At 64.6% G+C, this 26306-nt stretch carries 24 protein-coding genes; 9 read left to right on the top strand and 15 right to left on the bottom strand.

Going from position 1 to position 26306, the window contains the following annotated elements; all coding sequences use genetic code 11:
* Nucleotides 1-89: 89 nt before the first annotated feature.
* The 8 genes from thrS to folE2 are packed head-to-tail and all read right to left on the bottom strand — an operon-like array spanning nucleotide 90 to nucleotide 7684.
* Nucleotides 90-1988, bottom strand: coding sequence for a threonine--tRNA ligase (thrS, locus tag ACTJKT_RS16930; protein ID WP_440787852.1), 1899 nt, complete (start codon nucleotides 1986-1988; stop codon nucleotides 90-92).
* Between the two features lie 41 nt (nucleotides 1989-2029).
* Nucleotides 2030-3367 carry a dihydroorotase gene (locus ACTJKT_RS16925; protein ID WP_440787851.1) on the bottom strand — a complete coding sequence of 446 codons (1338 nt, stop codon included), beginning with the start codon at nucleotides 3365-3367 and terminating at the stop codon, nucleotides 2030-2032.
* A 2-nt stretch (nucleotides 3368-3369) separates the two neighbouring features.
* Nucleotides 3370-3930 carry a gamma carbonic anhydrase family protein gene (locus tag ACTJKT_RS16920; protein ID WP_440787850.1) on the bottom strand — a complete coding sequence of 187 codons (561 nt, stop codon included), beginning with the start codon at nucleotides 3928-3930 and terminating at the stop codon, nucleotides 3370-3372.
* Nucleotides 3927-4364, bottom strand: a complete 438-nt coding sequence (hisI, locus tag ACTJKT_RS16915) for a phosphoribosyl-AMP cyclohydrolase (protein ID WP_440787849.1) — start codon at nucleotides 4362-4364, stop codon at nucleotides 3927-3929. Before hisI ends, ACTJKT_RS16920 begins: the two co-directional genes overlap by 4 nt.
* Nucleotides 4361-5245, bottom strand: coding sequence for a metal ABC transporter substrate-binding protein (locus ACTJKT_RS16910; RefSeq protein WP_440787848.1), 885 nt, complete (start codon nucleotides 5243-5245; stop codon nucleotides 4361-4363). The genes hisI and ACTJKT_RS16910 overlap by 4 nt, the downstream gene beginning before the upstream one ends.
* A gap of 11 nt (nucleotides 5246-5256) precedes the next feature.
* On the bottom strand, nucleotides 5257-6123 hold the full coding sequence (locus ACTJKT_RS16905) for a metal ABC transporter permease (protein ID WP_440787847.1): 867 nt from the start codon (nucleotides 6121-6123) through the stop codon (nucleotides 5257-5259).
* Complete coding sequence (locus ACTJKT_RS16900) at nucleotides 6123-6791, bottom strand: metal ABC transporter ATP-binding protein (RefSeq protein WP_307949376.1); 669 nt, start codon at nucleotides 6789-6791, stop codon at nucleotides 6123-6125. Before ACTJKT_RS16900 ends, ACTJKT_RS16905 begins: the two co-directional genes overlap by 1 nt.
* A complete protein-coding gene (folE2, locus tag ACTJKT_RS16895; RefSeq protein WP_440787846.1) occupies nucleotides 6788-7684 on the bottom strand; it encodes a GTP cyclohydrolase FolE2 in 897 nt (298 codons plus the stop codon). The genes ACTJKT_RS16900 and folE2 overlap by 4 nt, the downstream gene beginning before the upstream one ends.
* Before the next feature lie 130 nt (nucleotides 7685-7814).
* Between folE2 and ACTJKT_RS16890 the strand changes: the two genes are divergently transcribed.
* Nucleotides 7815-9035, top strand: coding sequence for an N-acetylmuramoyl-L-alanine amidase (locus ACTJKT_RS16890; RefSeq protein WP_440787845.1), 1221 nt, complete (start codon nucleotides 7815-7817; stop codon nucleotides 9033-9035).
* Between the two features lie 116 nt (nucleotides 9036-9151).
* Here ACTJKT_RS16890 and ACTJKT_RS16885 read toward each other — a convergent pair whose 3' ends face one another.
* Complete coding sequence (locus ACTJKT_RS16885; protein ID WP_440787988.1) at nucleotides 9152-9532, bottom strand: glutamine synthetase; 381 nt, start codon at nucleotides 9530-9532, stop codon at nucleotides 9152-9154.
* Nucleotides 9533-9666: 134 nt separating this feature from the next.
* Here ACTJKT_RS16885 and dksA point away from each other — a divergent pair, with 134 nt between their 5' ends.
* From dksA to ACTJKT_RS16865, 4 genes are all read left to right on the top strand, one after another.
* Entirely contained in the window at nucleotides 9667-10071 is a 405-nt protein-coding gene (dksA, locus tag ACTJKT_RS16880) for an RNA polymerase-binding protein DksA (RefSeq protein WP_440787987.1), read from the top strand.
* A 24-nt stretch (nucleotides 10072-10095) separates the two neighbouring features.
* Nucleotides 10096-11304: a zinc metallochaperone GTPase ZigA gene (gene zigA / locus ACTJKT_RS16875; RefSeq protein ID WP_440787844.1), complete on the top strand. Its 1209-nt coding sequence runs from the start codon at nucleotides 10096-10098 to the stop codon at nucleotides 11302-11304.
* Nucleotides 11304-12014: a DUF1826 domain-containing protein gene (locus ACTJKT_RS16870; protein ID WP_440787843.1), complete on the top strand. Its 711-nt coding sequence runs from the start codon at nucleotides 11304-11306 to the stop codon at nucleotides 12012-12014. The genes zigA and ACTJKT_RS16870 overlap by 1 nt, the downstream gene beginning before the upstream one ends.
* 162 nt (nucleotides 12015-12176) lie before the next feature.
* Nucleotides 12177-13139: a CobW family GTP-binding protein gene (locus tag ACTJKT_RS16865; RefSeq protein WP_440787842.1), complete on the top strand. Its 963-nt coding sequence runs from the start codon at nucleotides 12177-12179 to the stop codon at nucleotides 13137-13139.
* Between the two features lie 131 nt (nucleotides 13140-13270).
* On the opposite strand, the gene ACTJKT_RS16860 is transcribed toward ACTJKT_RS16865, so the two are convergent.
* Nucleotides 13271-13666 (bottom strand): DUF3301 domain-containing protein, encoded by a 396-nt coding sequence (locus ACTJKT_RS16860; RefSeq protein WP_009051637.1) that lies wholly within the window; start codon nucleotides 13664-13666, stop codon nucleotides 13271-13273.
* A gap of 116 nt (nucleotides 13667-13782) precedes the next feature.
* Between ACTJKT_RS16860 and pdxY the strand changes: the two genes are divergently transcribed.
* Nucleotides 13783-14655 (top strand): pyridoxal kinase PdxY, encoded by an 873-nt coding sequence (gene pdxY, locus ACTJKT_RS16855; protein ID WP_009051636.1) that lies wholly within the window; start codon nucleotides 13783-13785, stop codon nucleotides 14653-14655.
* Between the two features lie 69 nt (nucleotides 14656-14724).
* On the opposite strand, the gene ACTJKT_RS16850 is transcribed toward pdxY, so the two are convergent.
* Nucleotides 14725-15207, bottom strand: a complete 483-nt coding sequence (locus ACTJKT_RS16850) for an acyl-CoA thioesterase (protein ID WP_025806946.1) — start codon at nucleotides 15205-15207, stop codon at nucleotides 14725-14727.
* Nucleotides 15208-15472: 265 nt separating this feature from the next.
* Between ACTJKT_RS16850 and ACTJKT_RS16845 the strand changes: the two genes are divergently transcribed.
* Entirely contained in the window at nucleotides 15473-17236 is a 1764-nt protein-coding gene (locus tag ACTJKT_RS16845) for a cation:proton antiporter (RefSeq protein ID WP_440787841.1), read from the top strand.
* On the opposite strand, the gene ACTJKT_RS16840 is transcribed toward ACTJKT_RS16845, so the two are convergent.
* The 4 genes from ACTJKT_RS16840 to uvrD all read right to left on the bottom strand — a co-directional run bounded on the left by ACTJKT_RS16840 (nucleotide 17233) and on the right by uvrD (nucleotide 22030).
* On the bottom strand, nucleotides 17233-17997 hold the full coding sequence (locus tag ACTJKT_RS16840; RefSeq protein WP_440787986.1) for an alpha/beta hydrolase: 765 nt from the start codon (nucleotides 17995-17997) through the stop codon (nucleotides 17233-17235). The two genes, ACTJKT_RS16845 and ACTJKT_RS16840, sit on opposite strands and share 4 nt — an antisense overlap.
* 147 nt (nucleotides 17998-18144) lie before the next feature.
* The gene (locus tag ACTJKT_RS16835; RefSeq protein WP_007927598.1) at nucleotides 18145-18552 is read right to left on the bottom strand and encodes an SMI1/KNR4 family protein; all 408 of its coding nucleotides are present in this window, start codon (nucleotides 18550-18552) and stop codon (nucleotides 18145-18147) included.
* Nucleotides 18553-18691: 139 nt separating this feature from the next.
* Entirely contained in the window at nucleotides 18692-19570 is an 879-nt protein-coding gene (locus tag ACTJKT_RS16830) for a Tim44 domain-containing protein (RefSeq protein WP_063433438.1), read from the bottom strand.
* 276 nt (nucleotides 19571-19846) lie between these two features.
* Nucleotides 19847-22030, bottom strand: coding sequence for a DNA helicase II (gene uvrD, locus ACTJKT_RS16825; RefSeq protein ID WP_009041397.1), 2184 nt, complete (start codon nucleotides 22028-22030; stop codon nucleotides 19847-19849).
* A gap of 246 nt (nucleotides 22031-22276) precedes the next feature.
* Here uvrD and ACTJKT_RS16820 point away from each other — a divergent pair, with 246 nt between their 5' ends.
* Nucleotides 22277-25141: a putative bifunctional diguanylate cyclase/phosphodiesterase gene (locus ACTJKT_RS16820; protein WP_440787840.1), complete on the top strand. Its 2865-nt coding sequence runs from the start codon at nucleotides 22277-22279 to the stop codon at nucleotides 25139-25141.
* A gap of 247 nt (nucleotides 25142-25388) precedes the next feature.
* Nucleotides 25389-26255 (top strand): transcriptional regulator HexR, encoded by an 867-nt coding sequence (gene hexR / locus ACTJKT_RS16815; RefSeq protein ID WP_025131545.1) that lies wholly within the window; start codon nucleotides 25389-25391, stop codon nucleotides 26253-26255.
* Nucleotides 26256-26306: the final 51 nt, after the last annotated feature.

Here is a 26306-nt window from a genome sequence, read left to right as displayed (position 1 = left end):
GATCCGCGTATCGTTCATACCTTTCATGAACGCTCGCAACCCTGTAGGAGCGGAGCTTGCCCGCGATAGCGTCCGTCCAGACGCCGGCTCTACAACCCCGAGCGCATCCGCTCGGCCACTTCGCTCACTGCCCACCGCCCCAAATCCTCGCCATGGCGGCTGCGCAAGCTGACAAATCCCCCATCCTTTTCCTTCTCGCCCACCACCAGCAGGTACGGCACCTTTTGCAGGCTGTGCTCGCGGATCTTGTAGCTGATCTTCTCGTTGCGCAGGTCGGCGCCGGCCCGCAGACCCTGGCGCTGCAGAGTCTCGGCCACCGACCGGGCGTAGTCCGCCTGGCCTTCGCTGATGGTGATGACCACCGCCTGCTGCGGCGCCAGCCAGTACGGCAGGGCGCCGCTGTAATGCTCGATGAGGATGCCGATAAAGCGCTCCAGGGAACCGAACAGCGCGCGATGCAGCATCACCGGGCGCTGGCGTTCGCCGTGCTCGTCGATGTAGCTGATATCGAAACGTTCCGGCAGGTTGAGGTCGACCTGCAAGGTGCCGCATTGCCAGTCGCGGCCGATGGCGTCGCGCAGCACGAACTCCAGTTTCGGGCCGTAGAACGCACCTTCGCCGGGGTTGATCCGGTAGTCGATCGCCATGGTTTCCAGGGCGCCGGACAAGGCGCCTTCCAGCTGGTCCCAGAGTGCGTCGCTACCGATGCGATGGGCCGGCCGGGTGGAGAGCTTGACCGCGACGTCGTGGAAGCCGAAGTCGCGATAGATGTCGAACACCAGGGCGATGGTGCTTTCGCACTCCGCCTGCATCTGCGCCGGGGTGCAGAAGATGTGCGCGTCGTCCTGGGTGAAGTGACGCACCCGCAGTAGCCCGTGCAACGCACCTGAGGGTTCGTAGCGATGCACCTTGCCGAACTCAGCGATGCGCAGCGGCAGGTCGCGGTAGCTTTTCAGGCCACGGCTGAAGATCGACACCGCGCCGGGGCAGTTCATCGGCTTGAGGGCGAACACCCGCTGGTCCTCGGTGGTGGTGCTGAACATGTGGTCGCGGTAGTTCTGCCAGTGCCCGGAGGTTTCCCAGAGGCCGCGGTCCATCACGTCCGGGGTGTTCACTTCCTGATAGCCGGCCTGGTCTTGGCGCCGGCGCATGTAGCCGATCAGTTGCTGGAACAGGGTCCAGCCCTTGGCATGCCAGAACACCGAGCCCGGCGCGCAGTCGTCGAAGTGGAACAGGTCCAGTTGCTGCCCGAGCTTGCGGTGGTCGCGCTTGCCGGCTTCTTCCAGGCGGGTCAGGTAGTCCCTGAGGTCTTTCGGCGTGGCCCAGCAGGTGCCGTAGATCCGTTGCAGCGGTGCGTTGTTGGCGTCGCCGCGCCAGTAGGCGCCGGCGACCTTGGTCAGCTTGAACGCCTGGAGGATTCCAGTGAACGGCACGTGAGGGCCCCGGCACAGGTCTTCGAAATCGCCCTGGCGGTACAGCGACAGCACCTGGTCTTGCGGGATGTCGCGGATCAGTTCGGCCTTGTAGTGCTCGCCGAGGTTGCCGAAGTATTCCAGGGCGTCGTCACGGGACAGTTCGCGCCGGCGCACCCCATGGTTGGTCGCGGCCAGGCGGGTCATGCGCGCTTCGATACGCTGCAGGTCGTCGGGGGTGAAAGGCCGTTCGTAGGCGAAGTCGTAAAAGAAGCCGTCCTCGATCACCGGGCCGATGGTGACCTGGGCCGAGGGGTACAACTCCTTCACCGCCATGGCCAGCAGATGCGCGCAGGAGTGGCGCAGGATCTCCAGGCCCTCGGGCTCGCGGGCGGTGACGATGCTGACCCGGGCATCGGCCTCGAGCATAAAGGAGCAATCCACCAGTTGATCGTTCACCCGGCCGGCGACGGCCGCCCTGGCCAGGCCGAGGCCGATGCTCGCGGCCACCTCGTACACGGAAAGCGGCTGGTCGTACTCACGTTGTGAGCCGTCGGGCAGGGTGATGTGAATCATCGGTGTTCCTTGGTGTTTCAGGGGGGATTCGGGGAAAGGGGTCAGCGGGTAAAACGCAGCGGCAGACCCTGGCAGTTGTCGTACAGGCGCCCGGCGTGCCAGGCCAGTTGCCCCGACACCAGGGTGGTAGCGACGCTGTGGCGAAAACGCCGTTCGGCGAAGGGCGTCCAGCCGCATTGGGCGAGGATCGGCTGCTGGGACACGGCGATGCCCTCGGGCTCGGGCCTGATCAGCGCCAGGTCGGCCCAGTAACCTTCGCGCAGGTAGCCACGGTCGGGAATGGCGAACAGATCGGCGACCCGGTGGCTGGTTTTCGCCACCAGGGTGGTGATGGGCAGCACGCCGTCGGCCACCAGTTCCAGCAGGGCGGGCAGGGCGTGTTGCACCAACGGCAGGCCGGAAGGGGCTTGGCGGTAGGGCAGCTGTTTCTGCGCCCAGGTATGCGGCGCGTGATCGCTGCCGATCACATCCAGGCGGTTGCCGAGCAAGGCCTGGCGCAGGGCGTCGCGGTCGGCGCGGGTCTTGATCGCTGGGTTGCATTTGATCAGGTGCCCGAGGCGCGCGTAGTCACGGTCGTCGAACAGCAGATGGTGCAGGCAGACCTCGGCAGTGATGCGTTTTTGCGCCAGCGGCTTGTCTTCGAACAGCGCCAGCTCGCGGGCAGTGGTCAGGTGCAAGACATGCAGGCGAGTGCCATGCCGCTTGGCCAGATCCACGGCCAGCGATGAGGAGCGGTAGCAGGCTTCGGCATCGCGTATCAGGGAGTGGGCCACGGCGGGAATCGCTTCGCCGAAACGCTCCTGCATGCGCCGCTCGTTGGCCTGGATGCTCGGCGTGTGTTCGCAGTGCGCCAGGAGAATGGTCGGCACCTCGGCGAACAACCGCTCCAGGACCTGCGGATCGTCCACCAGCATGTTGCCGGTGGAGGCGCCCATGAACACCTTGACCCCGGCCACCAGGCAGGGGTCGAGGGCGGCGACAGTGTCGAGGTTGTCGCGGCTGACGCCGAAGTGAAAGCCGTAGTTGGCCACCGAATGGATGGCCGCGCGGCGCTTCTTGTCCTCCAGCGCGGCCAGGGTCAGGGTCGCGGGCTGGGTGTTGGGCATATCCATGAAACTGGTGATGCCACCCGCCACGGCCGCCCGCGACTCGCTGTAGAAGCTGCCTTTTTCCGGCGCGCCGGGATCGCGGAAATGCACCTGGTCGTCGATCATTCCGGGCACCAGCCACTGGCCTTGGGCGTCGATCTCGGTGCGGGCATTCTCGCCTTCGATGCTGCTGGCGATCTTCACGATGCGCCCATGGTCTACCAGCAGGTCGGCGTCGAACTCGCGTCCTTCATTGACCAGCCGGGCATTGCGAATCAGCACGCTGCTCATGTTCAGAACTCGTTCTGCAGGGCTTTGTAACCGCGCACCAGATCGACGTTGGTGCGCGCCACGTCTTCGGAAAACTCCGAGGCGCTGACGCTGACCGGCGGGAACTGCGAGAGGTCGGTGTTGGGCCCGATGCGGGTGGTGGAGGGCACGTAGAAGCCCTGCGGCAGGTCGCGGCCATCGACCACCGAGTTGTGCCGCACCACGCTGCCGTTGCCGACCGCGCAGTTGAACAGCACGCTGTTGAAGCCGATGAATACCCGGTCGCCGACCGTGCACGGGCCATGGACGATGGAGCGGTGGGCGATGGAGGTGAACTCGCCGATGGTCACCGCCGCGCCGGATTTGGAGTGGATCACCACGCCGTCCTGGATGTTCGAATTGGCGCCGATGATGATCGGGTCCATGGCGCCCTGTTCGTTGACTTCGTCGGCGCGGATCACCGCGTAGGGGCCGACGAAGACGTTCTCGCCGATCACCACTTTGCCGCAGATGATGGCGGTCTTGTCGACGTAGGCCGACTCGGCGATGACCGGCAGATCGCCGGAAGGGTTCTTGCGAATCATGCTGGGGTTTCCTGTAGCGGCGTGCTGATGACCTGCACCGCGCCGTCGCGAATGGCGTTGTAAAAACAGTTGGGGCGCCCGGTGTGGCAGGCCGGGCCTTGCTGATCCACCAGCAGCAGAACGGCGTCACCGTCGCAGTCCAGGCGCGCTTCGAGCAGACGCTGGCGATGCCCCGAGCTTTCGCCCTTGCGCCACAGTTGCCGGCGCGAGCGCGACCAGTAGCAGACCTGCCCGCTGGCCAGGGTCTCGGCCAGCGCCTTGCGGTTCATCCAGGCCAGCATCAGCACCTCGCCGGTGTCGTGCTGCTGGGCGATGGCGGCGATCAGGCCGTCGGCGTTCCACGGCAGGGCATCGAGCACGCCGGTGAGCGGCCAACGGCTGCCCAGGGGCGCGCTTTCCAGGTCGAGCATCGACAGTGATGGGCGCTTGTTCATGGCTGGCTCAGGGCGTCGTACAGGGTGTTCAGGTTGTATTCGAACAGCCCGGTGAAGGTGCTGGCCGGGCCCTTGGCGGCGATGGCGTCGGAGTACAGGGTGCCGCCGATATGGGCGCCGCTTTCGTCGGCGATCTGCTTGAGCAGGCGCGTGTCCTTGATGTTCTCCATGAACACCGCCTTGACCTTGGCGTTGCGGATCTGGGTGATCAGCGCGGCGACTTCGGCGGCCGAGGGTTCGCGCTCGGTGGACAGGCCTTGCGGGGCCATGAAATCGATGCCGTAGGCCTGGCCCAGGTAACCGAAGGCGTCGTGGGAGGTGACGATCTTGCGGTTGCCTGGCGGCAGCGCGCCGAACTTGGCCTTGGCCTCGGCCAGCAGCGCGTAGATCCGTTTCAGGTAGGCCTGGCTGTTGCGTTCGTAATCAGCTTTGTTCGCCGGGTCGGCGGCCACCAGCGCCTTGGTGATGTTGCTCACATAGAGTTCGGCGTTCGCCAGGTTGTGCCAGGCGTGCGGGTCGGGAATGGTCTCGCCGTCCTCATCCAGCGAGCGCGGGATCACCCCGCGGCTGGCGCTGATCACCGGAGCCTGGGTGCCGGTACTGGCCACCAGGCGATCCAACCAGGGCTCGAAACCCAGGCCGTTCTTGATGATCAGCCGGGCCTTGAGCAAGGCCTTGGCATCGTCCGGTGTCGGTTCGTAGGTGTGGGCGTCGGCGTCCGGGCCGACCATGTCGGTGATCTGGATGTGCTCGCCGCCGACCTGTCGGGTGATGTCGGCGAGGATGCTGAAGCTGGTGACCACAGCGAGTTTGTCCGCGGCCTGGGCGGGCGACAGCGACAGCGGCAGCAACAGACTGAAGAGCACGAGTAGGGCGCGCATCGGGGAACACCTCATGGGGATGTGAGCAAAGGCGGGCGGCGTAGCAGGCCGTGCACCGGACCGAACACCACGGACAGCAGGTACAGGCCGCCCGCCACCAGGACGATCGCCGGGCCGCTGGGCAGCGAGTAGTGGAACGACAGCAACAGGCCGAGCCACACCGAGAGGCAGCCGAGCACCGCGGCAATGCCGATCAGCACCGGCAGGCGGCGGCTCCAGAAACGCGAGGCGGCGGCCGGCAGCATCATCAGGCCGACCACCATCAAGGCGCCGATGGCCTGGAAACCTATCACCAGGTTCAGCACCACCAGGGTCAGGAACAGGCCGTGGGCGAGAGGGCCGAGGCGGCTGACGCTGTTGAGGAACAGTGGGTCGAGGGTGTCCAGCAGCAGGGCTTTGTAGATCAGCGCCATGGCTACCAGGCTGAACCCGGAGACCCAGAGCATGCCATCGAGGGTCGGTCCATCCACTGCCAGGGCCGAGCCGAACAGCAGGTGCAACAGGTCCAGGCGCTTGCCGGCGAGGCCGAGAATCAGCACGCCGCTGGCCAGGGAAATCGGGTAGATCGCGGCCAGGCTGGCGTCTTCGCGCAAGCCGGTGCGCCGGGTAATCCAGGCGGCCAGGCCGGCCATGCCCAGGCCGGCACCGAGGCCGCCGAGGGTCAGCGCCGGCAGGCTCAGCCCGGCGAACCAGAAGCCCAGCGCCGCGCCGGGGAGGATGCCGTGGGCCACCGCGTCGCCAATCAGGCTCATGCGCCGCAGGATCAGAAACACCCCCAGCGGCGCGGTGCTGCACGCCAGCGCCAGGCCGCCGAGCAACGCCCGGCGCATGAATACGAACTCGTGGAAGGGTTGCCAGAGCTGGGCGGCGATAAGCATCAGGCCACCTGCATCCGCAGGGGCTGGACGATCAGTTCCTCGCTGCTGCCGAACAGGCAGCCGCTGGCTTTGATCACCAGCGTCTGGGGGATGTGTTGGCGCACGGCGGCGAGGTCATGGCAGACCAGGATTTGCGTGCGGCCTTGCTGCTGCCAGCTGTGGATGTGTTGCCACAGCAGGGCCTGGCCCAGTTCGTCGAGGGCGGCGTGGGGTTCGTCCAGCAACAACAGCGGGGCATCGGCGAGGCTCAGGCGGGCGAGCAGGGCACGCTGCAATTCACCGCCGGACAAGGCCATCAGCGGGCGTTGTTCCAGGCCGCTAAGGCACCAGTCTTCGAGCACCTGCTGCAAGCGTTCGGCTCGCTGTTGCGAGCTTTGCCGATCGCCCCAGAAACCGGCGGCCACCAGCTCTTGCAGGGTGATGGGGAACTGCCGGTCCAGGTATTGCTGCTGCGGCAGAAAGGACAGGCCGCCACGTCGGGGAACCTGCAATCTGATCTTCCCGGCCAAGGGTTTTTGCAGGCCGGCAATGACCTTCAGCAGGCTGCTTTTGCCCGAGCCGTTGGCGCCGATGATGGCGGTCAGGCTGCCTGGCTTCAGCTCGAGGTCGAGGGCTGGCGTCAGCGGTTGGCCGGGGGCGCCCCAACGCAGTGATTGCAGGCTGATCATGCGGCCTCCCAGTTCCAGCGGCTTTCCGCTACGGCGTCATGGGCGTGCAGGCTTTCGGCATGAACCACGCGCAGCTGGAAGGCGCGAATGCCGGGCGAGCGTTGCAAGGCCAGGTTCAGGCGGCGCGCGGCATCTTCGCAGAACATCAGGTTCTGGCCGTTGGCCAGGGCGAAGGCTTGCTCGTCGGCGCGTTTCACCGCGGTTTGCACGGCGGTGCCGAGGGCGGCTTCGGCGTCGTTGATCGCGGCCATCAGTGGTAACTCGTCGAGAAAGTCGTCCAGGCGCAGCTGCAATTGCGCGGTGCTGCGCTGGCTGTGAGGCGTGGCGACTATGCCTTTCGAAGAGCCGAGCCAGGTCAGGACGTCGGCATGCTGCAGCGGCCGGTTGGCGAAGTCATCGATGAATTGCTGCTGAATCAGCTGCCTGGAAAGCGCGGCGGAGCAGGGGCACGTAGAGGAATAAGGCACCTCGATTTTTAGTTCCACGTGGAACATTGCGTTTTTCAGGTGCGCTTCGATGCTCACCGGATAGGTTTTCCAGCCGGCCAATGGGCTGATCAAGGCCGGGCGTTTCAGCAGCAGATCGGCGTGAATTCGCAGGTAGGCACTGCTGGACAGACCGTCGTGGCTGTCGAGAAAACGTTGCAGTACCTGGCGCATCAGGGCCGGGGTGAGGTTTTCCTGTTCGAGCATTTCCAGCGCCAGATACAGGCGCGACATATGAATGCCGCGTGCTTCGCCATCGTCGAGGCTGACGCCGGCATCCGCTTTTGCGCCAATCCGCTGGCCATCAAACAACACAGGTAAGGCAATGCCGCACATGCCCACCCACTCAAGGGGCAGGGCCTGGCGTGCGGCCTGCGCGGCGATATCCGGCAGAGTCAACGCATTCATGAGCAGGTCCATCGTTGGAAACAATTCGCCATGTTATATTATAACAATGCAGTCGATGAAACCTTTTTCCTGAACGTTTTTTCATCCAGCCTTATCGAGTACGGATGCTCCTCAATCTGCGGTGTAAGTCATGCACAGACGTCAGTTGCTCAACCTGCTGTTGGCCAGCGCGGCCCTGGTTCTGCCTTTGGGGGTATCCGCCACCCAGATTCGCAACCTGCGGTTATGGAACTCGGCCGACAAGTTGCGCCTGGTGCTCGATCTGAGTGGGCCGGTGCACTACAAAACCTTCTCACTCAGCGCGCCGGAGCGGCTGATCATCGATCTCAGCGGCGCGCAGCTCAGTGGCGATTTCAGCCAGCTGGCCCTGGCCAACACGCCGATTCGCTCGATCCGCTCCGGGCACTTTGGCCAGGGCGATACGCGGATCGTCCTCGACCTGGCCCAGCCGCTGCGGCTCGACAGTTTTTTGCTGCCGCCCCAGGACGGTCAGGGCCACCGCCTGGTGCTCGACCTGAGCAACGCCACCCGTGTTCCACAGCAGATTGCGGCGGTCACCGCCCCGGCTTTGCCGCGTGAAACACCCGCGGGCCGGGCGCATCCCAAGCGCGACATCATCGTCGTGGTCGACCCGGGCCACGGCGGCAAGGACCCGGGGGCGGTCGGCGCCCGGGGCGAGCGGGAGACGGATGTGGTGCTGGCGATCGCCCAACTGCTGGCCAAGCGGCTGAAGCGTGAGAAGGGCTTCGATGTGAAGCTGGTGCGCAACGACGATTTCTTCGTGCCGCTGCGCAAGCGGGTGGAGATTGCCCGCAAGCATAAGGCCGACATGTTTATCTCGGTGCACGCCGATGCGGCGCCGCGCCTGACGGCGTCCGGGGCTTCTGTGTATGCGTTGTCGGAAGGCGGCGCGACCTCGGCCACGGCACGCTTCATGGCACAGCGGGAGAACGGCGCCGATCTGCTGGGCGCCACCAGCCTGCTCAATCTGAAAGACAAGGACCCGATGCTCGCCGGGGTGATTCTCGACATGTCGATGAATGCCACCATCGCCGCCAGCCTGCAGTTGGGCAGCACCGTGTTGGGCAGCCTGGCGGGCATCACCACCCTGCATCAGAAGCGCGTGGAACAGGCCGGCTTCGCGGTGCTCAAGTCCCCCGACGTGCCCTCGATCCTGGTGGAGACCGGTTTCATCTCCAACAGCCGCGACAGCCAGCGCCTGGTGACCGCGCGGCACCAGCAGGCGATTGCCGATGGGCTGTTCGCGGGCTTGCAGAGCTACTTCCAGAAGAACCCGCCGGTGAACAGCTATATGGCCTGGTTGCAGGAGCAGAAAAATGCCCAGGTCTGACGTCGCCCAGACTTCTGTAGGAGCGAGGCTTGCCCGCGATCAAGGCTCACGCGGTAGGCCAGATACACCGCGGCGCCTTCATCGCACGCAAGCTGTGCTCCTACGCAGGGATCGGTTCAGCAGCCAGTGATTCGGCTGCAAGTGAACTTGCCACTGCTGCCGCCGGAGCTGGAAAAACGGTTGCGGGTGGTCCAGCCGACGCGCTGGCTGTAACCGACCCAGGCTTCGCCGTCGGAGGCCAGGCCGGTAAAGAAGGTCAGCTGGCCGTAGCGGCTGTTGGTCTGCGCCCAATATCGTTTGCCGGCCACCTCGAAGCCTCGCAGATAGGTGGTGCTGCCCGCGGCCGCGACACTGTAGGCATTGCCTTCGGCATCCACGCAGGCCAGCAGGTTGGCGCTGCGGGTGCAGGTCGCCAAGGCGCTGGGTACCTGCGCGATGGCGGCGTTCGCGACCAGCAGGGACAGGCTCAGCAGCGTGTATTTCAGGGCATTGCGCATCGGGTTTCTCGGCAAGGGACGCTCAAGCATCCCGCCCTTCGTCGCGGGCGGCAAGAGAGGATTGGCTTATTTGTATTGTTATACTATAACATTAAATAAAGCCTGATCCGTGACCCGCCATGACTGAACGCCCCATGACCGAAGCGCAACTTCTCGCCCAGCCTGAGGCGGACTACATGAACGATGTCCAGCAGGTCTATTTCCGTGAACTGCTGCTGGCCCAGCGCGTCGAGCTGCAAGAACGCATCGACGGTGAGTTCGAGGTGCTGCGCGAGCAGGAACCCCATAGCGACCCCGCCGATATCGGCAGCGCCGAAGAGCAGCGGCAGTGGCAACTGCGCCTGCTGGAGCGGGAAAAGAAGCTGCTGGACAAGATCGACGAAGCCCTCGAACGCCTGGCCCGCGGCGAGTACGGCTGGTGCCGCGAAACCGGCGAGGCCATTGGCCTCAAGCGCCTGCTGCTGCGGCCCACCGCCACCCTGTGTATCGAAGCCAAAGAACGCCAAGAGCTGCGCGAACGCCACCAACGGGCGATCTGACCCAGCCCCGATGAGGACCACCTGATGACCGACCGTCTCCCCGTTACCGTGCTGTCCGGCTTTCTCGGCGCCGGCAAAAGCACGCTGCTCAACTACGTTTTGCGCAACCGCGACCACCTGCGGGTGGCGGTGATCGTCAACGACATGAGCGAAATCAACATCGATGGCAGCGAAGTGCAGCGCGATGTCAGCCTCAACCGCGCCGAAGAAAAACTGGTGGAAATGAGCAACGGCTGCATCTGCTGCACCCTGCGCGAAGACCTGCTGGAAGAGGTCGGCAAGCTGGCCAGGGACGGGCGTTTCGATTACCTGCTGATTGAGTCCACCGGCATCTCCGAGCCGCTGCCGGTGGCCGAGACCTTCACCTTTCGTGATGAGGCGGGGCAGAGCCTGGCTGACATCGCGCGCCTGGACACCATGGTCACAGTGGTCGATGGCATGAACTTCCTGCTCGATTACCAGGCGGCGGAAAGCCTGGCGTCCCGTGGCGAAACCCTGGGTGAGGAGGACGAGCGTTCGATCACTGACCTTTTGATCGAGCAGATCGAGTTCGCCGACGTGATCCTGATCAGCAAGATCGACCTGATTGGCAGCGACGAGCGCCAGGAGCTGATCGCCATCCTCGAACGCCTCAATTCCCAGGCGGAAATCATCCCCATGGTGATGGGCGAAGTGCCGCTGGCGAAGATCCTCAACACCGGCCGTTTCGACTTCGAGCGGGCCGCCCAGGCGCCGGGCTGGTTGCAGGAACTGCGCGGCGAGCATGTGCCGGAAACCGAAGAATACGGTATTGCCTCCAGCGCCTACCGGGCGCGGCGGCCCTTCCATCCGCAGCGCTTTTTCGACTTCATCAACCGCCCCTGGATCAACGGCAAGCTGTTGCGTTCCAAGGGCTTTTTCTGGCTTGCCAGCAAGCACCAGGAGGCTGGTAGCTGGTCCCAGGCCGGCGGTCTGATGCGTCATGGTTTCGCCGGACGCTGGTGGCGTTTCGTGCCCAAGCAGCACTGGCCGCAGGACGCGGAAAGCACCGCGGCGATCATGCACAACTGGACCGCCGCCACCGGTGACTGCCGCCAGGAACTGGTGTTCATTGGGCAGAACATCGACTTCGCCCGGCTCACCGCCGAACTCGACGACTGCCTGCTGACTGACGACGAAATGGCCCTGGGCGTGGAGGGCTGGCGCCTGATGTACGATCCGTTCGGCTCCTGGCATGAAGAGGCCGCCGCTTGATGCCCTATATATCCCTGAGCCCTGTAAGAGCCGCTGGTCGACGCTCGATCGCTCGTGCAGAAGTCCTGCGGCCAATCCAGCAAAAGCCGACCCGCCGCCAGGCCTCCGGCTCGGCCCCCATAGTCCTCGCCGAGGTGCTGGACGATGAGGTCAACCTGGCCCTGTGGCGGCGCCAGTTGCCGGCGCATATCGCCGATTTCGGCGCCTTGCTGCTGTCGCTGAACGAACCGCTGGCCGAGTCGCTGTCGCTGGAACTCGACACTGAGGACGCCGAGCCGAACCTGCGCGGCCTGGCCTCTGGCTTCGGCGATCTGCAGGGATACGACGGCTTTATCGCCGATGTCGCCTGGCTGGTCAGTGCCTTCGCCTGCCTGTTGGGTGCCAAGCGCGTCGGCTTGCGCCTGCGGGTGCTGGATAAGGCCATGTGCCCGCGTTTTCATGTCGACCATGTGCCGGTACGGCTGATCACCACCTATGCCGGTGTCGGCAGCCAATGGCTGCGCGAGGGCGCGATGGATCGCCGGCAACTGGGCCAGGCCGAGGCCGAACCCGAGGATGGCGCGCTGATCCAGCAGATCGCCAGCGGCGAGGTGGCCCTGCTCAAGGGCGAGAAGTGGCTGGGCAACGAGGGCTTCGGCCTGATCCACCGCTCGCCGCAACCGGCCCCCGGCGAACGCCGGCTGATCCTCACCCTGGACTGGCTTGGCTGATTCTGTAGCCGCTGCCGCAGGCTGCGATAAGGCGCGCAGCGCCTTTGACGTCCTCAAAAACACGTCAGCTTCGCTGCCGATCGCAGCCTGCGGCAGCGGCTACGTTTCGTTGTCCTGGGTTAGCGCGTAGGATCAATCACCTCTTTTCCGAGCGCCTCACCCATGCTGCACAACATCCCCACCCACGTCATCGCCGGTCCCCTCGGCGCGGGCAAGACCAGCCTGATCCAGCACCTGTTGGCGCAGCGTCCGGCCCATGAGCGCTGGGCGGTGCTGATCAATGAGTTCGGCCAGATCGGCCTGGACGCGGCGTTGCTGACCCGGGACGAGGAGGGTATCGCCCTTGGCGAGGTGGCCGGTGGCTGCCTGTGCTGCGTCAACGGCGCGCCGTTCCAGGTGGGCTTGGGGCGCCTGTTGCGCAAGGCCCGGCCCGATCGCCTGTTCATTGAACCTTCCGGCCTGGGGCACCCGGCGCAGCTGCTCCAGCAATTGCGCGAGGCCCCCTGGCAAAAAGTCCTGGCCGTGCAGCCCTGCGTGCTGGTACTCGATGCCCAGGCATTGGCGGCCGGCAAGCCGTTGCCGCGGGCCCAACAGGAGGCGCTGCCCAGCGCTGGTCTGTTGCTGCTGAACAAGGAGGAGGGGCTCGACGCGGTGCAGCGTCAGGGCATTCTCGAGCAGTTGCCGGCCTGTCCGGTGCTCTGGACCACTCGCGGGACCTTGCCTCTGGAGCATTTGCCTGGCGCGAGCGTTCAGGCGGGGGCGGCTGTAGAGGCCTTCGAAGTACCCAAGGGATTGGCGCAGCTGCCGGCGATCTGGACCGATCCGGCCCAGCCCATCTGCCTGAGCCAGGCCCAGGAGGGCGGTTGGAGCATCGGTTGGCGCTGGCACCCGAGCCGGGTGTTCGAGGTCGGGCGCGTCGAGCAATGGCTGGCGAGCCTCGACTGGCGTCGGGCCAAGCTGGTGATCCAGGGTGCCGATGGCTGGGTGTCGGGCAACGCCCTGGATAACGCCGCGTTGCACTGGCAAGCCAGCGAATGGCGCCGCGATTCACGGATCGAGTTGATCTTCAGCGAGCCGCAAGACGTGGCCGCCCTGCAACAGTCCCTGGCCGGGTGCTGCCGCTAATCCAACGCTTCTGTAGGAGCGAAGCTTGCTCGCGATAGCCGCGAAGCGGCGGTCTATCTGCCACACCGTGTCATCGTCGACATTCTTCGCGGGCAAGCCTCGCTCCTACAGGATTGCCTAGGCGGTTGGCCTTACTTGCTGCGCTCTTCGCGCCATTGGCTCAGCTCGATCACCTCGGCGCTGCGTGTCGGCACGGGTGGGGGCGCGGGAGTTGCAATCGGGTAGGGTGCCAGTTCGATCTGCGCGCTGTGGGCGCCGAACTGGGTGATGGTCCCCGCATGGCGGGTTTCGCCGGTGACGGTGAATTCGAAGTTGTAGATCCGGGCCAGGCGCCGGCGACCACTGGCGTCCCTGACGAAGCCGATGCGCTTCAACGCCACGTTGCCGTCCAGCAGCTCGATATCGAGCCGTGCGCAATGCTGCTTGACCCTCTCCAGCGCCCGCTCGCGCAGGCCGTGGTTGTGCCATAGCCAGGCGGCGCCGGTCGCCAGCAGCATCAGCACGAAAATGTTTCCAAGGGTCAGCATGAGGTGCGCTCCAACGAAGTCGCACCAGCTTAACTGCGTCTTCGGTCTGTCGTACAGGTTGTGTTTAGTCGCATACTGCGCGGCTCGAATTTCAATCGTTTTACGGAATGACCCGAATGAAACGTACGCCTCATCTGCTCGCGATCCAGTCCCATGTGGTCTTCGGCCATGCCGGTAACAGCGCCGCGGTGTTTCCCATGCAGCGGGTCGGGGTGAATGTCTGGCCGCTCAATACCGTGCAGTTCTCCAACCACACGCAATACGGTCAGTGGGCCGGCGAAGTGCTGTCGCCACATCAGATTCCGGAGCTGGTGGAAGGCATTGCTGCCATTGGTGAGCTGGGCAATTGCGATGCGGTGTTGTCCGGCTACCTGGGCAGCGCGGCGCAGGGGCGGGCGATCCTCGGTGGCGTGGCGCGGATCAAGGCGACCAACCCCAAGGCCCTGTACCTGTGCGACCCGGTGATGGGCCACCCGGAAAAGGGCTGCAGCGTGCCGCAGGAGGTCAGCGACTTCCTGTTGGAAGAAGCAGCCGCCGTGGCGGATTTCCTCTGCCCCAACCAGCTGGAGCTGGACAGCTTCGCCGGACGCAAGCCGCAGTCGCTGTTCGACTGCCTGGCCATGGCCCGGGCGCTGCTGGCTCGTGGTCCGAAAGCCGTACTGGTCAAGCACCTGGATTACCCGGGCAAGCTGCCGGACGGCTTCGAGATGCTGCTGGTGACCGCCGAAGGCAGCTGGCACCTGCGTCGTCCGCTGCTGGCATTCCCGCGCCAGCCGGTGGGCGTGGGCGACCTGACCTCGGGCCTGTTCCTGGCCCGGGTGCTGCTGGGCGACAGCCTGGTGGCGGCGTTCGAGTTCACCGCCGCGGCAGTGCATGAAGTGCTGCTGGAAACCCAGGCCTGCGCCAGTTACGAGCTGCAGCTGGTACGGGCCCAGGACCGGATCACCCATCCACGGGTGCGGTTCGAGGCGGTGCCGATCGAGTTGTGATGGGCTGCGGCCTTATCGCGAGCCAGCTCGCTCCTGCAGGAACGTGCTGGCTCGCGATGAAGCGAAGGATCAGGCGTCGGCCTTGATTTCCTGATAGCGCTTTTCCAGCTCCTGGCGGATCTGCCGGCGTTGCTGGGCCTGCATGAAGCGGCGCTTGTCTTCGCTGGTTTCTGGCTGCAGGGGCGGCACGGCGGCGGGTTTGCGCTGGTCGTCCACGGCCACCATGGTGAAGAAGCAACTGTTGGTATGGCGCACCGAGCGCTCGCGGATGTTCTCGGTGACCACCTTGATACCGACTTCCATCGAGGTGTTGCCGGTGTAGTTGACCGAGGCCAGGAAGGTCACCAGTTCGCCGACGTGGATCGGCTCGCGGAAGATCACCTGGTCCACCGACAGGGTCACCACATAACGGCCGGCATAACGGCTGGCGCAGGCGTAGGCGACTTCATCGAGGTACTTGAGCAGGGTGCCGCCGTGGACATTGCCTGAGAAGTTGGCCATGTCAGGGGTCATCAATACCGTCATCGACAGCTGGGCGTTTCCGGGTTCCATAGCACACTCACGGGTTAAGGCAGGGGTTGCGGGGCGCACCTCTGCGGGTGCTTGGTCAGCGTTTCAAACCATCGATAACGGGACGCTGTACCTGTGGTCGCCGTCACGCGGCGATCCATCTGTTTCCATATATTGCACCGCCTTTCTGGCACAAGTCGCGATGTTATCTTTCAAAAGCCCGCCCCAAGGGCTTTTCCCGCTGGCCGGCAGGTCGCACGACGACCCGCGCCGCCCGCCAGAACACGACCCCAAGGAGCCCCATGCCATGCATGCCATCAGCTTTATTCAGGACCTGGCAGTGATCATGCTGGTCGCGGGCGTGGTGACCATTCTCTTCCACCGGTTCAAGCAACCGGTGGTCCTCGGCTATATCGTCGCCGGCTTCATCATCGGCCCGCACACCCCGCCGTTCGGCCTGATCCACGACGAAGACACTATCAAGACCCTGGCCGAGCTGGGGGTGATTTTCCTGATGTTCTGCCTGGGCCTGGAGTTCAGCCTGCGCAAGCTGTTCAAGGTCGGCGCCACGGCCTTTATCGCGGCGTTCATGGAAATCGTGCTGATGATCTGGATCGGCTACGAGATCGGTCGCTGGTTCGACTGGAACACCATGGACTCGCTGTTCCTCGGCGCGATCCTGGCGATTTCCTCGACCACCATCATCGTCAAGGCGCTCAACGACCTGAAGATGAAGAACCAGCGCTTCGCCCAGCTGATCTTCGGCGTGCTGATCGTCGAAGACATCCTCGGCATCGGCATCATCGCCTTGCTCTCGAGCATCGCGGTCAGCGGCACCGTCAGCTCCGGGGAAGTGTTCTCCACCGTCGGCAAGCTATCGCTGTTCATGATCGTCGCCCTGGTCATCGGCATCCTGCTGGTGCCACGGCTGCTGGCCTACGTGGCCAAGTTCGAAAGCAATGAGATGCTGCTGATCACCGTGCTGGGGCTGTGTTTCGGCTTCTGCCTGCTGGTGGTCAAGCTGGAGTACAGCATGGTGCTCGGCGCCTTCCTGATCGGCGCGATCATGGCCGAGTCGCGGCAATTGCTGAAGATCGAACGCCTGATCGAACCGGTTCGCGACCTGTTCAGCGCCATTTTCTTCGTCGCCATCGGCCTGATGATCGACCCGCAGATCCTCCTGCAATACGCCTGGCCGATCGCGGTGATCACCGTCGCGGTGGTGCTGGGCAAGATGCTGTCCTGCGGCCTGGGCGCCTTTATCGCCGGCAACGATGGCCGTACCTCGCTGCGGGTCGGCATGGGCCTGTCGCAGATCGGCGAGTTCTCCTTCATCATCGCGGCGCTGGGCATGACCCTGCAGGTCACCAGCGACTTTCTCTACCCGGTGGTGGTCGCGGTATCGGCCGTTACCACCTTGCTCACGCCTTATCTGATCCGCGCCGCCGACCCGTTGTCGCTGAAGCTCGCCGCCGTGATGCCGACCCGCCTGAGCCGGGTGCTGGGCATGTACGGCGAATGGCTGCGCAGTATCCAGCCGCAAGGCGAGGGCGCGCTGCTGGCGTCGATGATCCGGCGGATCCTGTTGCAGGTCGGGGTCAATCTGGCGCTGGTGGTGGCGATCTTCTTCTCCGGCGGCTATTTCGCCGCGCGCATCGGCGAATACCTGCAGGACTGGATCAGCGACCCGAGCTGGCAGAAGGCGCTGATCTGGGGGGGAGCGCTGCTGCTGTCGCTACCGTTCCTGATCGCTGCCTATCGCAAGCTCAAGGCCCTGTCGATGCTGCTGGCGGAGATGGGGGTCAAGCCGGAAATGGCTGGGCGCCACACCCAGCGCGTGCGCCGGGTGATCGCCGAGGTGATTCCGGTGCTGTCGTTGCTGGTGATCTTCCTGCTATTGGCGGCGCTGTCTTCGAGCATCCTGCCGACCACCGAACTGCTGGTGCTGATCGCGGTGGTGACGGCGGCGGTAGCCGCGCTGCTGTGGCGCTGGTTTATCCGCGTGCACACCCGCATGCAAGTAGCCCTGCTGGATACCCTGGATAACCACAAGCAAGACAACGGGCACTAATCGTTGGACGGTGCACAACTCAGGGGCTGGTCGCGCCAGTATTGCCAGGCGTCGGCCCAGCCCTGGTCGTGGCTGACCCCGGGCAGGCTGATGGATTGCACGCAGGTGGCCTTAGTCCCCAGCGCCTGCCGATAGGCGGGGTAGAGGCTGGCAGGCACGCTGCGGTCGGCCTGGCCGAGCAGATGCCGTTGCGCTACCAGGGCCAGCTTGGGTGCCTGGTCCAGCGGCTCGAGGGAGCCATGCAGCGGGCTCAGCCCCAGCGCACCGACCCATAGCCGAGGGCTCAGATTGCCGGCCAGGGTTTGCACCTGGGCAATGTCGTCTCGCCGCGCGGCCAGCAACAGGGCCAGGGCCGCGCCACCGGAATAGCCGATCAGCTCGAAATCCTGATTGCCATAACGCTGCTTGAGGCGGTCCAGGGCCTGGTCGAGGCTGCGCAGTACCGCTGGGGAAAAGCGCTGGTCGGTCCAGATGGCCGCGGTGCAGTCGGCCGCGCTGACGAATTGGCAGGGGCGGGCCAGATAGACGCTGGGGCGGGGATCGCTCAATGCCAGTTGCGCCATCAGCAGGTGCTGCGGGCTGGGGTCGAGGCTGGGTTGGCGGGCTGTCGCCCAGGCATGGCCGTCGCCTTCAAGATAGACCCGCAGGCGGGGTTGTTTGGGTAAGCGCAGGGGCAGGCTGCTGGCGAGCGGGAAGGCTGAAGTGGGCAGGACTTCGACCTGATGGGCGTACTGCGTGCTCAGGCTTTGCAACTGAGCCATGGGCGACTGACAACCCGCCAGCAGGCTGCTGGCGAGTAGCGTCAATGCGGCGATCAACCCGCTGGGGCGACCGCTTGTGAACGTCAGGCAACGGGCGGCAGTCGATCCATGCGCCTGCGCCCGCGGGGCGAAACCGCGCAAGGCCGATCAGCTTTCCAGCCAGACGTCCCGCGCCCAGTGCCACACCGATTCCCAGGACTCTTCGGTGATCAGCTCTTCTTCGCCGGACCAGAGCACCACGGTGCCGTCTTCCTCGACGCAGTAGTAGTCGTCGCCGTCCTGGCAGATAGGGATCAGCTCGCGCGGCACGCCCATGTCCCAGGCGGTGGCCGCCACTTCCGGCAGGTAGGTGTGGGATTGCGGGTCGGTCACGGTGACCGGCTCCAGGCTGCCGTAGACGACATCGCTCACGGTCAACAGGAACTCTTTGAAGACGAAGGGGATATTGATGAACAGCTGTTCTTCGATTTCCACCAGCAGGTCTTCATCCGGCAGTTCCAGGGGAACGGGTACCGGTTCGTTTGCTTCACGGAGTTGCTCGATGACTTCTTCCACGGCCTGGGTCCTCTTAGCTCTATGGCGCGGTTTAAATAGACGGCGGTTTATACAGTAGCTCGCTATAAGTGCAATCGTGAAATGCAAAACCCCGACCTGAGCCGGGGTTTTGCGATTACCGATGTGACACTGGAGGGAATCAGCCGTTCTGGCGGATACCTGCAACCAGCCAAGGCTGGTTTTCGCCCTGGGCGCGCTCCATGTTCCAGCTTTCGCTGAACACTTCGCCCTGGTCGAAACGCGAGCTCTTCGACACGCCGCTGAAGGTCAGGGTGGCGATGGTCTTGTCGGCGCGGTCGTCGACGCCTTCCAGCTGCACATTGAGGTTGTCGATGTAGGTCGACTGGAAGCCATCGCCCAGATCGGCACGTTCCTGCTTCAGGAATTGCAGCATCTGCGGGGTCACGAACTCGGCGATCTTGTCCATTTCGTTGGCGTCCCAGTGTTGCTGCAGGGACTGGAAGTGGTTGCGCGCGGCTTCGACGAAACGCTCTTCGTTGAACCAGGCTGGCGCGTTGATCACCGGACGGGCTGCGGCGGCAGGTGCAGCCGAACCACCGAAGATCGAACCGGAGGCAGGTTTTGGCTCGAAGGCTTCACGCTGCATCGGCGCGTGGCCGGCTGGAGCGTACTGCTCCTGCTGCTTGCGACGACGGGCGGCGATAAAGCGGAAGACCAGGAAGGCGATGACCGCCATGATCAGGATGTCGAAGATCTGCATGCCCTGGAAGCCGTCGCCCATGAACATGGAGGCCAGCAGGCCACCCGCGGCGATGCCGGCCAGAGGGCCGAGCCAGCGCGAAGCACCACCGGCTTTGGCAGCAGCGCCTGCGGCACCGGCAGCCCCTGCGGTTGCGGCAGCTGGGCCCATACCGGAAGAGGACGGAGCCATTTGGCTGGTCTGGTGGGTCGGCGCAGCGCCGGCGCTTTTGCCGCCACCAAAGCGCTTGGCATTGGCGTCGAGGCTCATCGTCAGGCCGATGCACAACGCCATGGCGATGCTAAGAAAACGTTTCATAAAGGGAATTCCCATTTGTGGATGGCACGCGCGCCATGTTGCACAGGTGAAGTGTCACTGGCTAGCGGCAGAGTGTTTCGGGCTTTTGCCTGACAGCGGCGGTTCAGCTTCGGTCGAGGCAGCGGGCCCGGTACAGGTTTGTCCGTTGGGCGGATGCGATGGTTCAGTGGCCAGGCATCCCGGCGCCAGCAGTCTCACTGCCGGCGCCGATCGGGCCGATTGCGCCCCGTGCCGCGGCGTTCAGAAGCATCGCCCCGGCACGGCGGAGTCGGAGCTTCAGATGGCTTCGAGCTTGGCGTAGCCGAGCATCAGCCACTTGCTGCCTTCGCTGAAGTTCACCTGGACCCGGGCCTGGGCGCCGGCGCCTTCGAAGTTGAGGATCACGCCGTCGCCGAATACCGAGTGGCGCACGGCCTGGCCGAGGCTGAGGCCGGTATCCGGGATCTCGCTGCCGCCGAACAGGCTGCTGGTGCTCTGCGACTGGCCACCGCCGAACGGACGGCTGACGCTGTTGGACAGGCGCACTTCCTGGATCAGCCCCTTCGGTACTTCCCGTACGAAACGCGACACCTTGTTGTAGGTCTCGCTGCCATACAGGCGACGGGTTTCCGCGTAGGTCATCACCAGGTTCTGCATCGCCCGGGTGATGCCGACGTAGGCCAGGCGCCGTTCCTCTTCAAGGCGGCCGGGTTCTTCCAGGCTCATCTTGTGCGGGAACAGGCCTTCTTCCATGCCCACCAGGAACACGTAAGGGAATTCCAGGCCCTTGGCGCTGTGCAGGGTCATCAGCTGGATGCTGTCTTCGTGCTCGTCGGCCTGGGTGTCGCCGGCTTCCAGCGAAGCGTGGCCGAGGAAGGCCGCCAGCGGCGTCAGTTCCTGGTCTTCTTCTGTGTGCTCGAAGTTGCGCGCGGCGCTGACCAGTTCCTCGAGGTTTTCCACCCGGGCCTGGCCTTTCTCGCCTTTTTCCGCTTCGTGGTAGGCGATCAGGCCGGACTGCTCGATGACGGTCTGGGTCATCAGGTGCAGCGGCATCTCGGCGGTCACGGTCGCGAGGTGTTCGATCAGTTCCATGAAGGCGCCCAGGGCGCCGGCGGCACGCCCGGTCACACCTTTATTGGCCACCAGTTGGCGCATCGCTTCCCACATCGACACATGGCTGTGGCGTGCGTGTTCGCGAATCGCTTCGACGGTCTTTTCGCCAATGCCGCGGGTCGGCACGTTGATCACCCGCTCCAGGGCCGCGTCGTTGCCGCGACCTTCGAGCAGGCGCATGTAGGCCATGGCGTTCTTGATTTCGGCGCGTTCGAAGAAGCGCTGGCCGCCGTAGATGCGGTACGGAATGCGCTCGCGCAGCAGCGCTTCTTCCAGCACCCGCGACTGGGCGTTGGAGCGATACAGGATGGCGATATCGCTGCGGGCCAGGCCGGTTTTCAGGGCGCTTTCGATGGTTTCCACCACGTAGCGCGCTTCATCGTGTTCGTTGAAGGCGGCGTACAGGTTGATTGCCTCGCCTTCACCGCCGTCGGTCCACAGCTCCTTGCCCAGGCGCCCGGTGTTATTGGCGATCAGGGCGTTGGCGGCCTTGAGGATGCCGGCGGTGGAGCGGTAGTTCTGCTCCAGGCGGATCACTTCGGTGTCCGGGAAGTCTTCGGAATACTGGTGGATGTTCTCGATCTTCGCGCCGCGCCAGCCGTAGATCGACTGGTCGTCGTCGCCCACCACCATCAGGCTGTCGCCGCCCTTGGCCAGCAGGCGCAACCAGGCGTACTGCACGGCGTTGGTGTCCTGGAACTCGTCCACCAGCACGTGGCGGAAACGCTTCTGGTAGTGCGCCAGCAGGCCCGGGTGGTCGCGCCACAGGTCCAGGGCGCGCAGCAGCAGTTCGGAGAAGTCGATGACCCCGGCGCGCTGGCAGGCGGCCTCGTAGGCCTCGTAGATGCCGCGCATGGTGGCCAGGAACAGGTCGCCGCTGGCTTGAATGTGTTGCGGACGCAGGCCTTCGTCCTTCTGCCCGTTGATGAACCATTGGGCTTGCCGGGCGGGCCAGCGCTGCTCGTCCAGGCCGAGGTCGCGGATTACCCGCTTGACCAGGCGCTGCTGGTCGTCGCTGTCGAGGATCTGGAAGGTCTGGCTCAGGCCGGCTTCTTGCCAGTGCGCCCGCAGCAGGCGGTGCGCCAGGCCGTGGAAGGTGCCGACCCACATGCCGGCCGGGTTGATACCCATCAACTGCTCGATGCGCTGGCGCATCTCGGCGGCGGCCTTGTTGGTGAAGGTCACCGACAGGATGGAGTGGGGCGAGGCGTTCTCGACCTGGATCAACCAGGCGATACGGTGCACCAGCACTCGGGTTTTACCGGAGCCAGCACCGGCCAGGACCAACTGACGACCCAAGGAGGCGGCTACGGCCTGGCGTTGGGCATCGTTGAGGGAGTTCAGCAGAAGGGAGAGATCATCGCGCATCGGGGCATTCTAGGGGGCTGGCGCACACCGGGCAAACCAAGCTTTGGTTTAGCCGATAAAAGAACGCTGGGGACGACCGGTCGGTCACGGGCTGCAGCCGTTGGCCGGGCTTGGCTGGAGGAATTTCACCGGGATCGGCGCTCGAGCGGATTTGTCGGTTTTATGATTCCAGGCTGTTTGGTCCGGGCGGTTGCTTGTGTATGCTCCGGCGACGTTTCGGGCTCAATCATTATAAGAACACTGCCTATGACACTCAGCACTGGCCCGTCCGGACCCTCAGTGGAGCCTCGGGTTGTTCGCAAGCAATACGCCATGGAGATGGCGGTAGAGCGCACGCGCCTGCTTTATCAGGGCTCCCTGTTGCCCACCCTGTTCATGCTGCTCAACGGCCTGGTCTGCGCCTGGCTGCTGTGGAGCCCCGAGCGTTATTGGCTGGTCAGCGTGTGGATGGTCTGGTTGCTGGCCCTGGTCGCCCTGCGGGTGATCCAGGTGGCGGCGTTCGACTCGGCGATTCCCAGCCGCCAGGCGCAACCGGTCTGGCGCCGCATGTTCCTGCTCGGCTCCGCCGTCAGCGGCCTGACCCTGGCCTGCGCCGGCATCGCCTTGATGCCCACCGACAATTTCCTGCAACAGGCCTGGGTCTTCGGCCTGATCGGCGCGGCGATCCTCTCGGCCAGCGTGGCCTACGCGGTCAGCCTGCCGGCCTTCCTGTCCTTTACCTTGCCCTGCCTGTTGCCGGCGATCGGCTACCTGTTCTGGGGCGGCGACGAGCAGCAGCGAGGCTGGGGCTGGCTGGGCTTGATTCTGCTGGTGTCGCTGAGTGTGGTGGCCTGGCAGGTCAACCGCCTGATCCAGATGGGCTTGCTGCGGCGTTTCCAGAACCAGGCGCTGATCGAACACCTGCAACAGGCGCAGAGCCGCAGCGAACAGCTCAACAGCGAGCTGCTGCGGGAAGTCGAGCAGCGCCGCCGTGCCGAAGAAGAGCTGCGCGAAGCCCAGGTCGGCCTGGAAAGCCGGGTGGCCCAGCGCAGCCTCGAACTGGACGCGGCCAACCAGGCCCTGAGCAAGAGCGAAGCGCGCCTGGCCCTGGCCCTGAAGGCCAGCCAGCTGGGGCTGTGGGACTGGAACCTGCAGACCGACGAGGTCCATCACAGCCATATCAAGGAGCTGTTCGGCCTGGAGCCGGAGTTCGTGCGGGCGATGCTCAGCCACCTCAAGCCGTTGCTGCACCCCGAAGACCTGCCGCTGCTCAAGCGCGCGCTGGTGGAGCACCTGAAGGGGCGCACCGAGGATTACCTGGTGGAATACCGCGTGCGCCACGGCGATGGCCACTGGGTGTGGATCGAGGACCGTGGGCGCGCCGTGGAGCGCGGCCCCGGTGGACGGGTGCTGCGCATGGTCGGCACCCGGCGCGATATCAGCGCCAGCAAGCAGCAGGAAGAGCAGCAACGCCTGGCGGCGATGGTGTTCGAGGCGGCCAGCGAGGGCATCGTGATCCTCGACCCGGATTACGTGCTGCTGGCGGTCAACCAGGCCTTCAGCCGGGTTACCGGTTACCAGATCGAGGACATGCTCGGGCGCAATGTGGTCGACCTGCCGTGCAGCCGCGATGCGCGGCGGCACTATCCGGTGATTCATCAGGCCCTCGAACAGCACGGCAGCTGGCAGGGCGAACTGGTGGAGGCGCGCAAGAACGGCGAGCTGTACCCGCAGTGGCTGCAATTGAATGTGGTGCGCGATGCTCGGGGAAATATCAGCCATATTGTGGGCTTCTTCGCCGATCTGTCGGCGCGGCGCGAATCCGAAGAGCGCATGCGCTACCTGACCCATTACGACGAACTCACCGGCCTGGCCAACCGTTCGCTGTTCCGCGAACGCTTGCGCGAAGCCCATCAACGGATGCGCCAGGGCGGCCGTAGCCTGGCCCTGGTGCATATCAATCTGGACCGTTTCAAGCTGCTCAACGACAGCCTGGGCCACGACGTCGCCGACCAGCTGTTGCAGAAAATGGCGCGGCGGCTGGTCAACGCGCTGCCGGAAGCCGACACCATCGCCCGGTTGTCTGGCGATGAATTCGCGGTGCTGTTCGATGCCTATGGCAGCCTGTCGAGCCTGACCCGGGTGGCCACGCGCCTGTCGGCCAAGCTGCGCTTGCCGATCACCGTGGAAGGCCATGAGCTGGTGGTCAGCGCCTCCATGGGCATCAGCATGCTGCCCGACAGCGCGCGGGAAATTCCGGCGCTGATCAGCCAGGCGAACATCGCCATGCAACACGCCAAGCACCTGGGCGGCAACAATTTCCAGTTCTACACCGCCAGCTTGCAAGCCAGCACCCTGGAGCGCCTGCAGTTGGAGAACCAGCTGCGCAAGGCGGTCGAGGAGCGCCAGCTGAAGGTGTTCTACCAGCCGAAACTGTGCCTCGCCACTGGGCGCCTGAATGCCGCCGAGGCCCTGGTGCGCTGGGACCATCCCGACCTGGGGCGGGTGCCGCCGGGGGACTTTATCGGCCTGGCGGAGGAGATCGGGCTGATCGGCCCGATCGGCGAGTTCGTATTGCGCCAGGCCTGCTGGCAAGCCTGCGAGTGGCAGCGCCAGGGGCTGCCGGCGATTCGGGTGTCGGTGAACCTGTCGGTGCATCAGCTGCGCCAGGGCAAGCTGGTCAGCCAGGTGCGCAGCGTGCTGGAAGAAACCGGGCTGGCGCCGCATTTCCTCGAGTTGGAGCTGACCGAAAGCCATCTGCTCGACAGCGTCGAACACATCGTTTCCACCTTCCAGCAGCTGCGTGACCTGGGGGTGAAACTGGCCATCGACGATTTCGGCACCGGTTATTCCTCGCTGAGTTACCTCAAGCGGATTCCGGTGGACTACGTAAAGATCGACCAGGCGTTCATCCGCGGCCTGAGCGAGGGCGGTGCCGACGCGGCGATCACCCGGGCGATCATCGCCATGGCCCATGGGCTGTCGCTGAAAGTGGTGGCCGAAGGGGTGGAGCATCCGGGGCAGCTGGCGTTTCTCAAGGAGCAGAAATGCGATGAGGTGCAGGGCTACCTGATCAGCCGGCCGGTGGAAGCCGAGGGCCTTGCGGCGCTATTGAGGGCCGAGACTTTGTAGCCGTCGCCAGGGGGCAGCAGGTTTTCAGGAATATCTGAGATTCGGCTTTCACCGAAGCTGCGGCGGCGATACCGCCCAGTGCGAGTGCAGGCTGCGCCAGCAGCTACAAAGAGCACGCGAGGCTAAAACAGTGGGGTGCAAAGGTGATTCAGTTACGCATTGAGCAGGCAAAAAGCGAATTCATGTAGTATAACTACAAAATTGCTACATCCTTGGGCGTCTGCCCCATAACAATGAGTCCAGCCCTTTGAATCTGTTGCAGCACATTGCCCAATCACGCCATCTCTTGCGCAAGTCGGAGCTCAAGGTCGCCGATCATGTGCTGCTCGACCCTGCGGCTGTGATGCACAGTTCCATGGCCGATCTGGCCCACAGCGTGGGTATCAGCGAGCCGACCATCGTGCGCTTTTGCCGGGCCATCGGTTGCTCGGGGTTCCAGGACCTGAAGCTCAAGCTGGCGCAGAGCCTGGCGGCCGGGGCGAGCTTCGGCCAGTTCGCGATCCACGAAGACGATTCGGTCGCCGATTACAGCCTGAAAATTTTCGACACCACCCTGCACACCCTGATGGAGGTTCGCGAGAAGCTCGATCCGGTGGAGTTGCAAAGGGCTGTGACCCTCATGTCCCAGGCCCAGCGCGTGGAGTTCTACGGCTTTGGCGCTTCCGGCGCGGTGGCGGCGGATGCCCAGCACAAGTTCTTCCGCCTGCTGCTGACCGCGGCGGCCTATTCCGACCCGCACATGCAGGCGATGTCGGCGGTGACCCTCAAGCCCAGCGACGTGGCGATCTGCATTTCCCAGTCCGGGCGTTCCAAGGACCTGCTGATCACCGCCAACCTGGTGCGTGAAAGCGGCGCTTCGCTGATCACCCTGTGTCCGAGCCAGACACCGCTGGCCGAGCTGTCGACCGTCAACCTGGCGATCGACGTGCACGAAGACACCGAGATCTACACCCCGCTGACCTCGCGTATCGCCCACCTGGTGGTGATCGACGTCCTGGCGATGGGCGTGGCCATGGCCCGCGGCCCGAGCCTGGTCAACCACCTCAAGAGCGTCAAGCGCAGCCTTCGCAGCCTGCGCCTGTCGCCCAAGTCGGTGAAAGCCCTGGACGATTGATCGCGAGCGCCGTCATCGCGGGCGCCGCATACCTTGTAGGAGCGAGGCTTG

The organism is Pseudomonas sp. 22526, assembly GCF_052044735.1.
Taxonomy (GTDB): domain Bacteria; phylum Pseudomonadota; class Gammaproteobacteria; order Pseudomonadales; family Pseudomonadaceae; genus Aquipseudomonas; species Aquipseudomonas piscium.
Note: the sequence above shows the minus strand (reverse complement) of the source record. Positions and strands in the feature narration are given on the sequence as shown.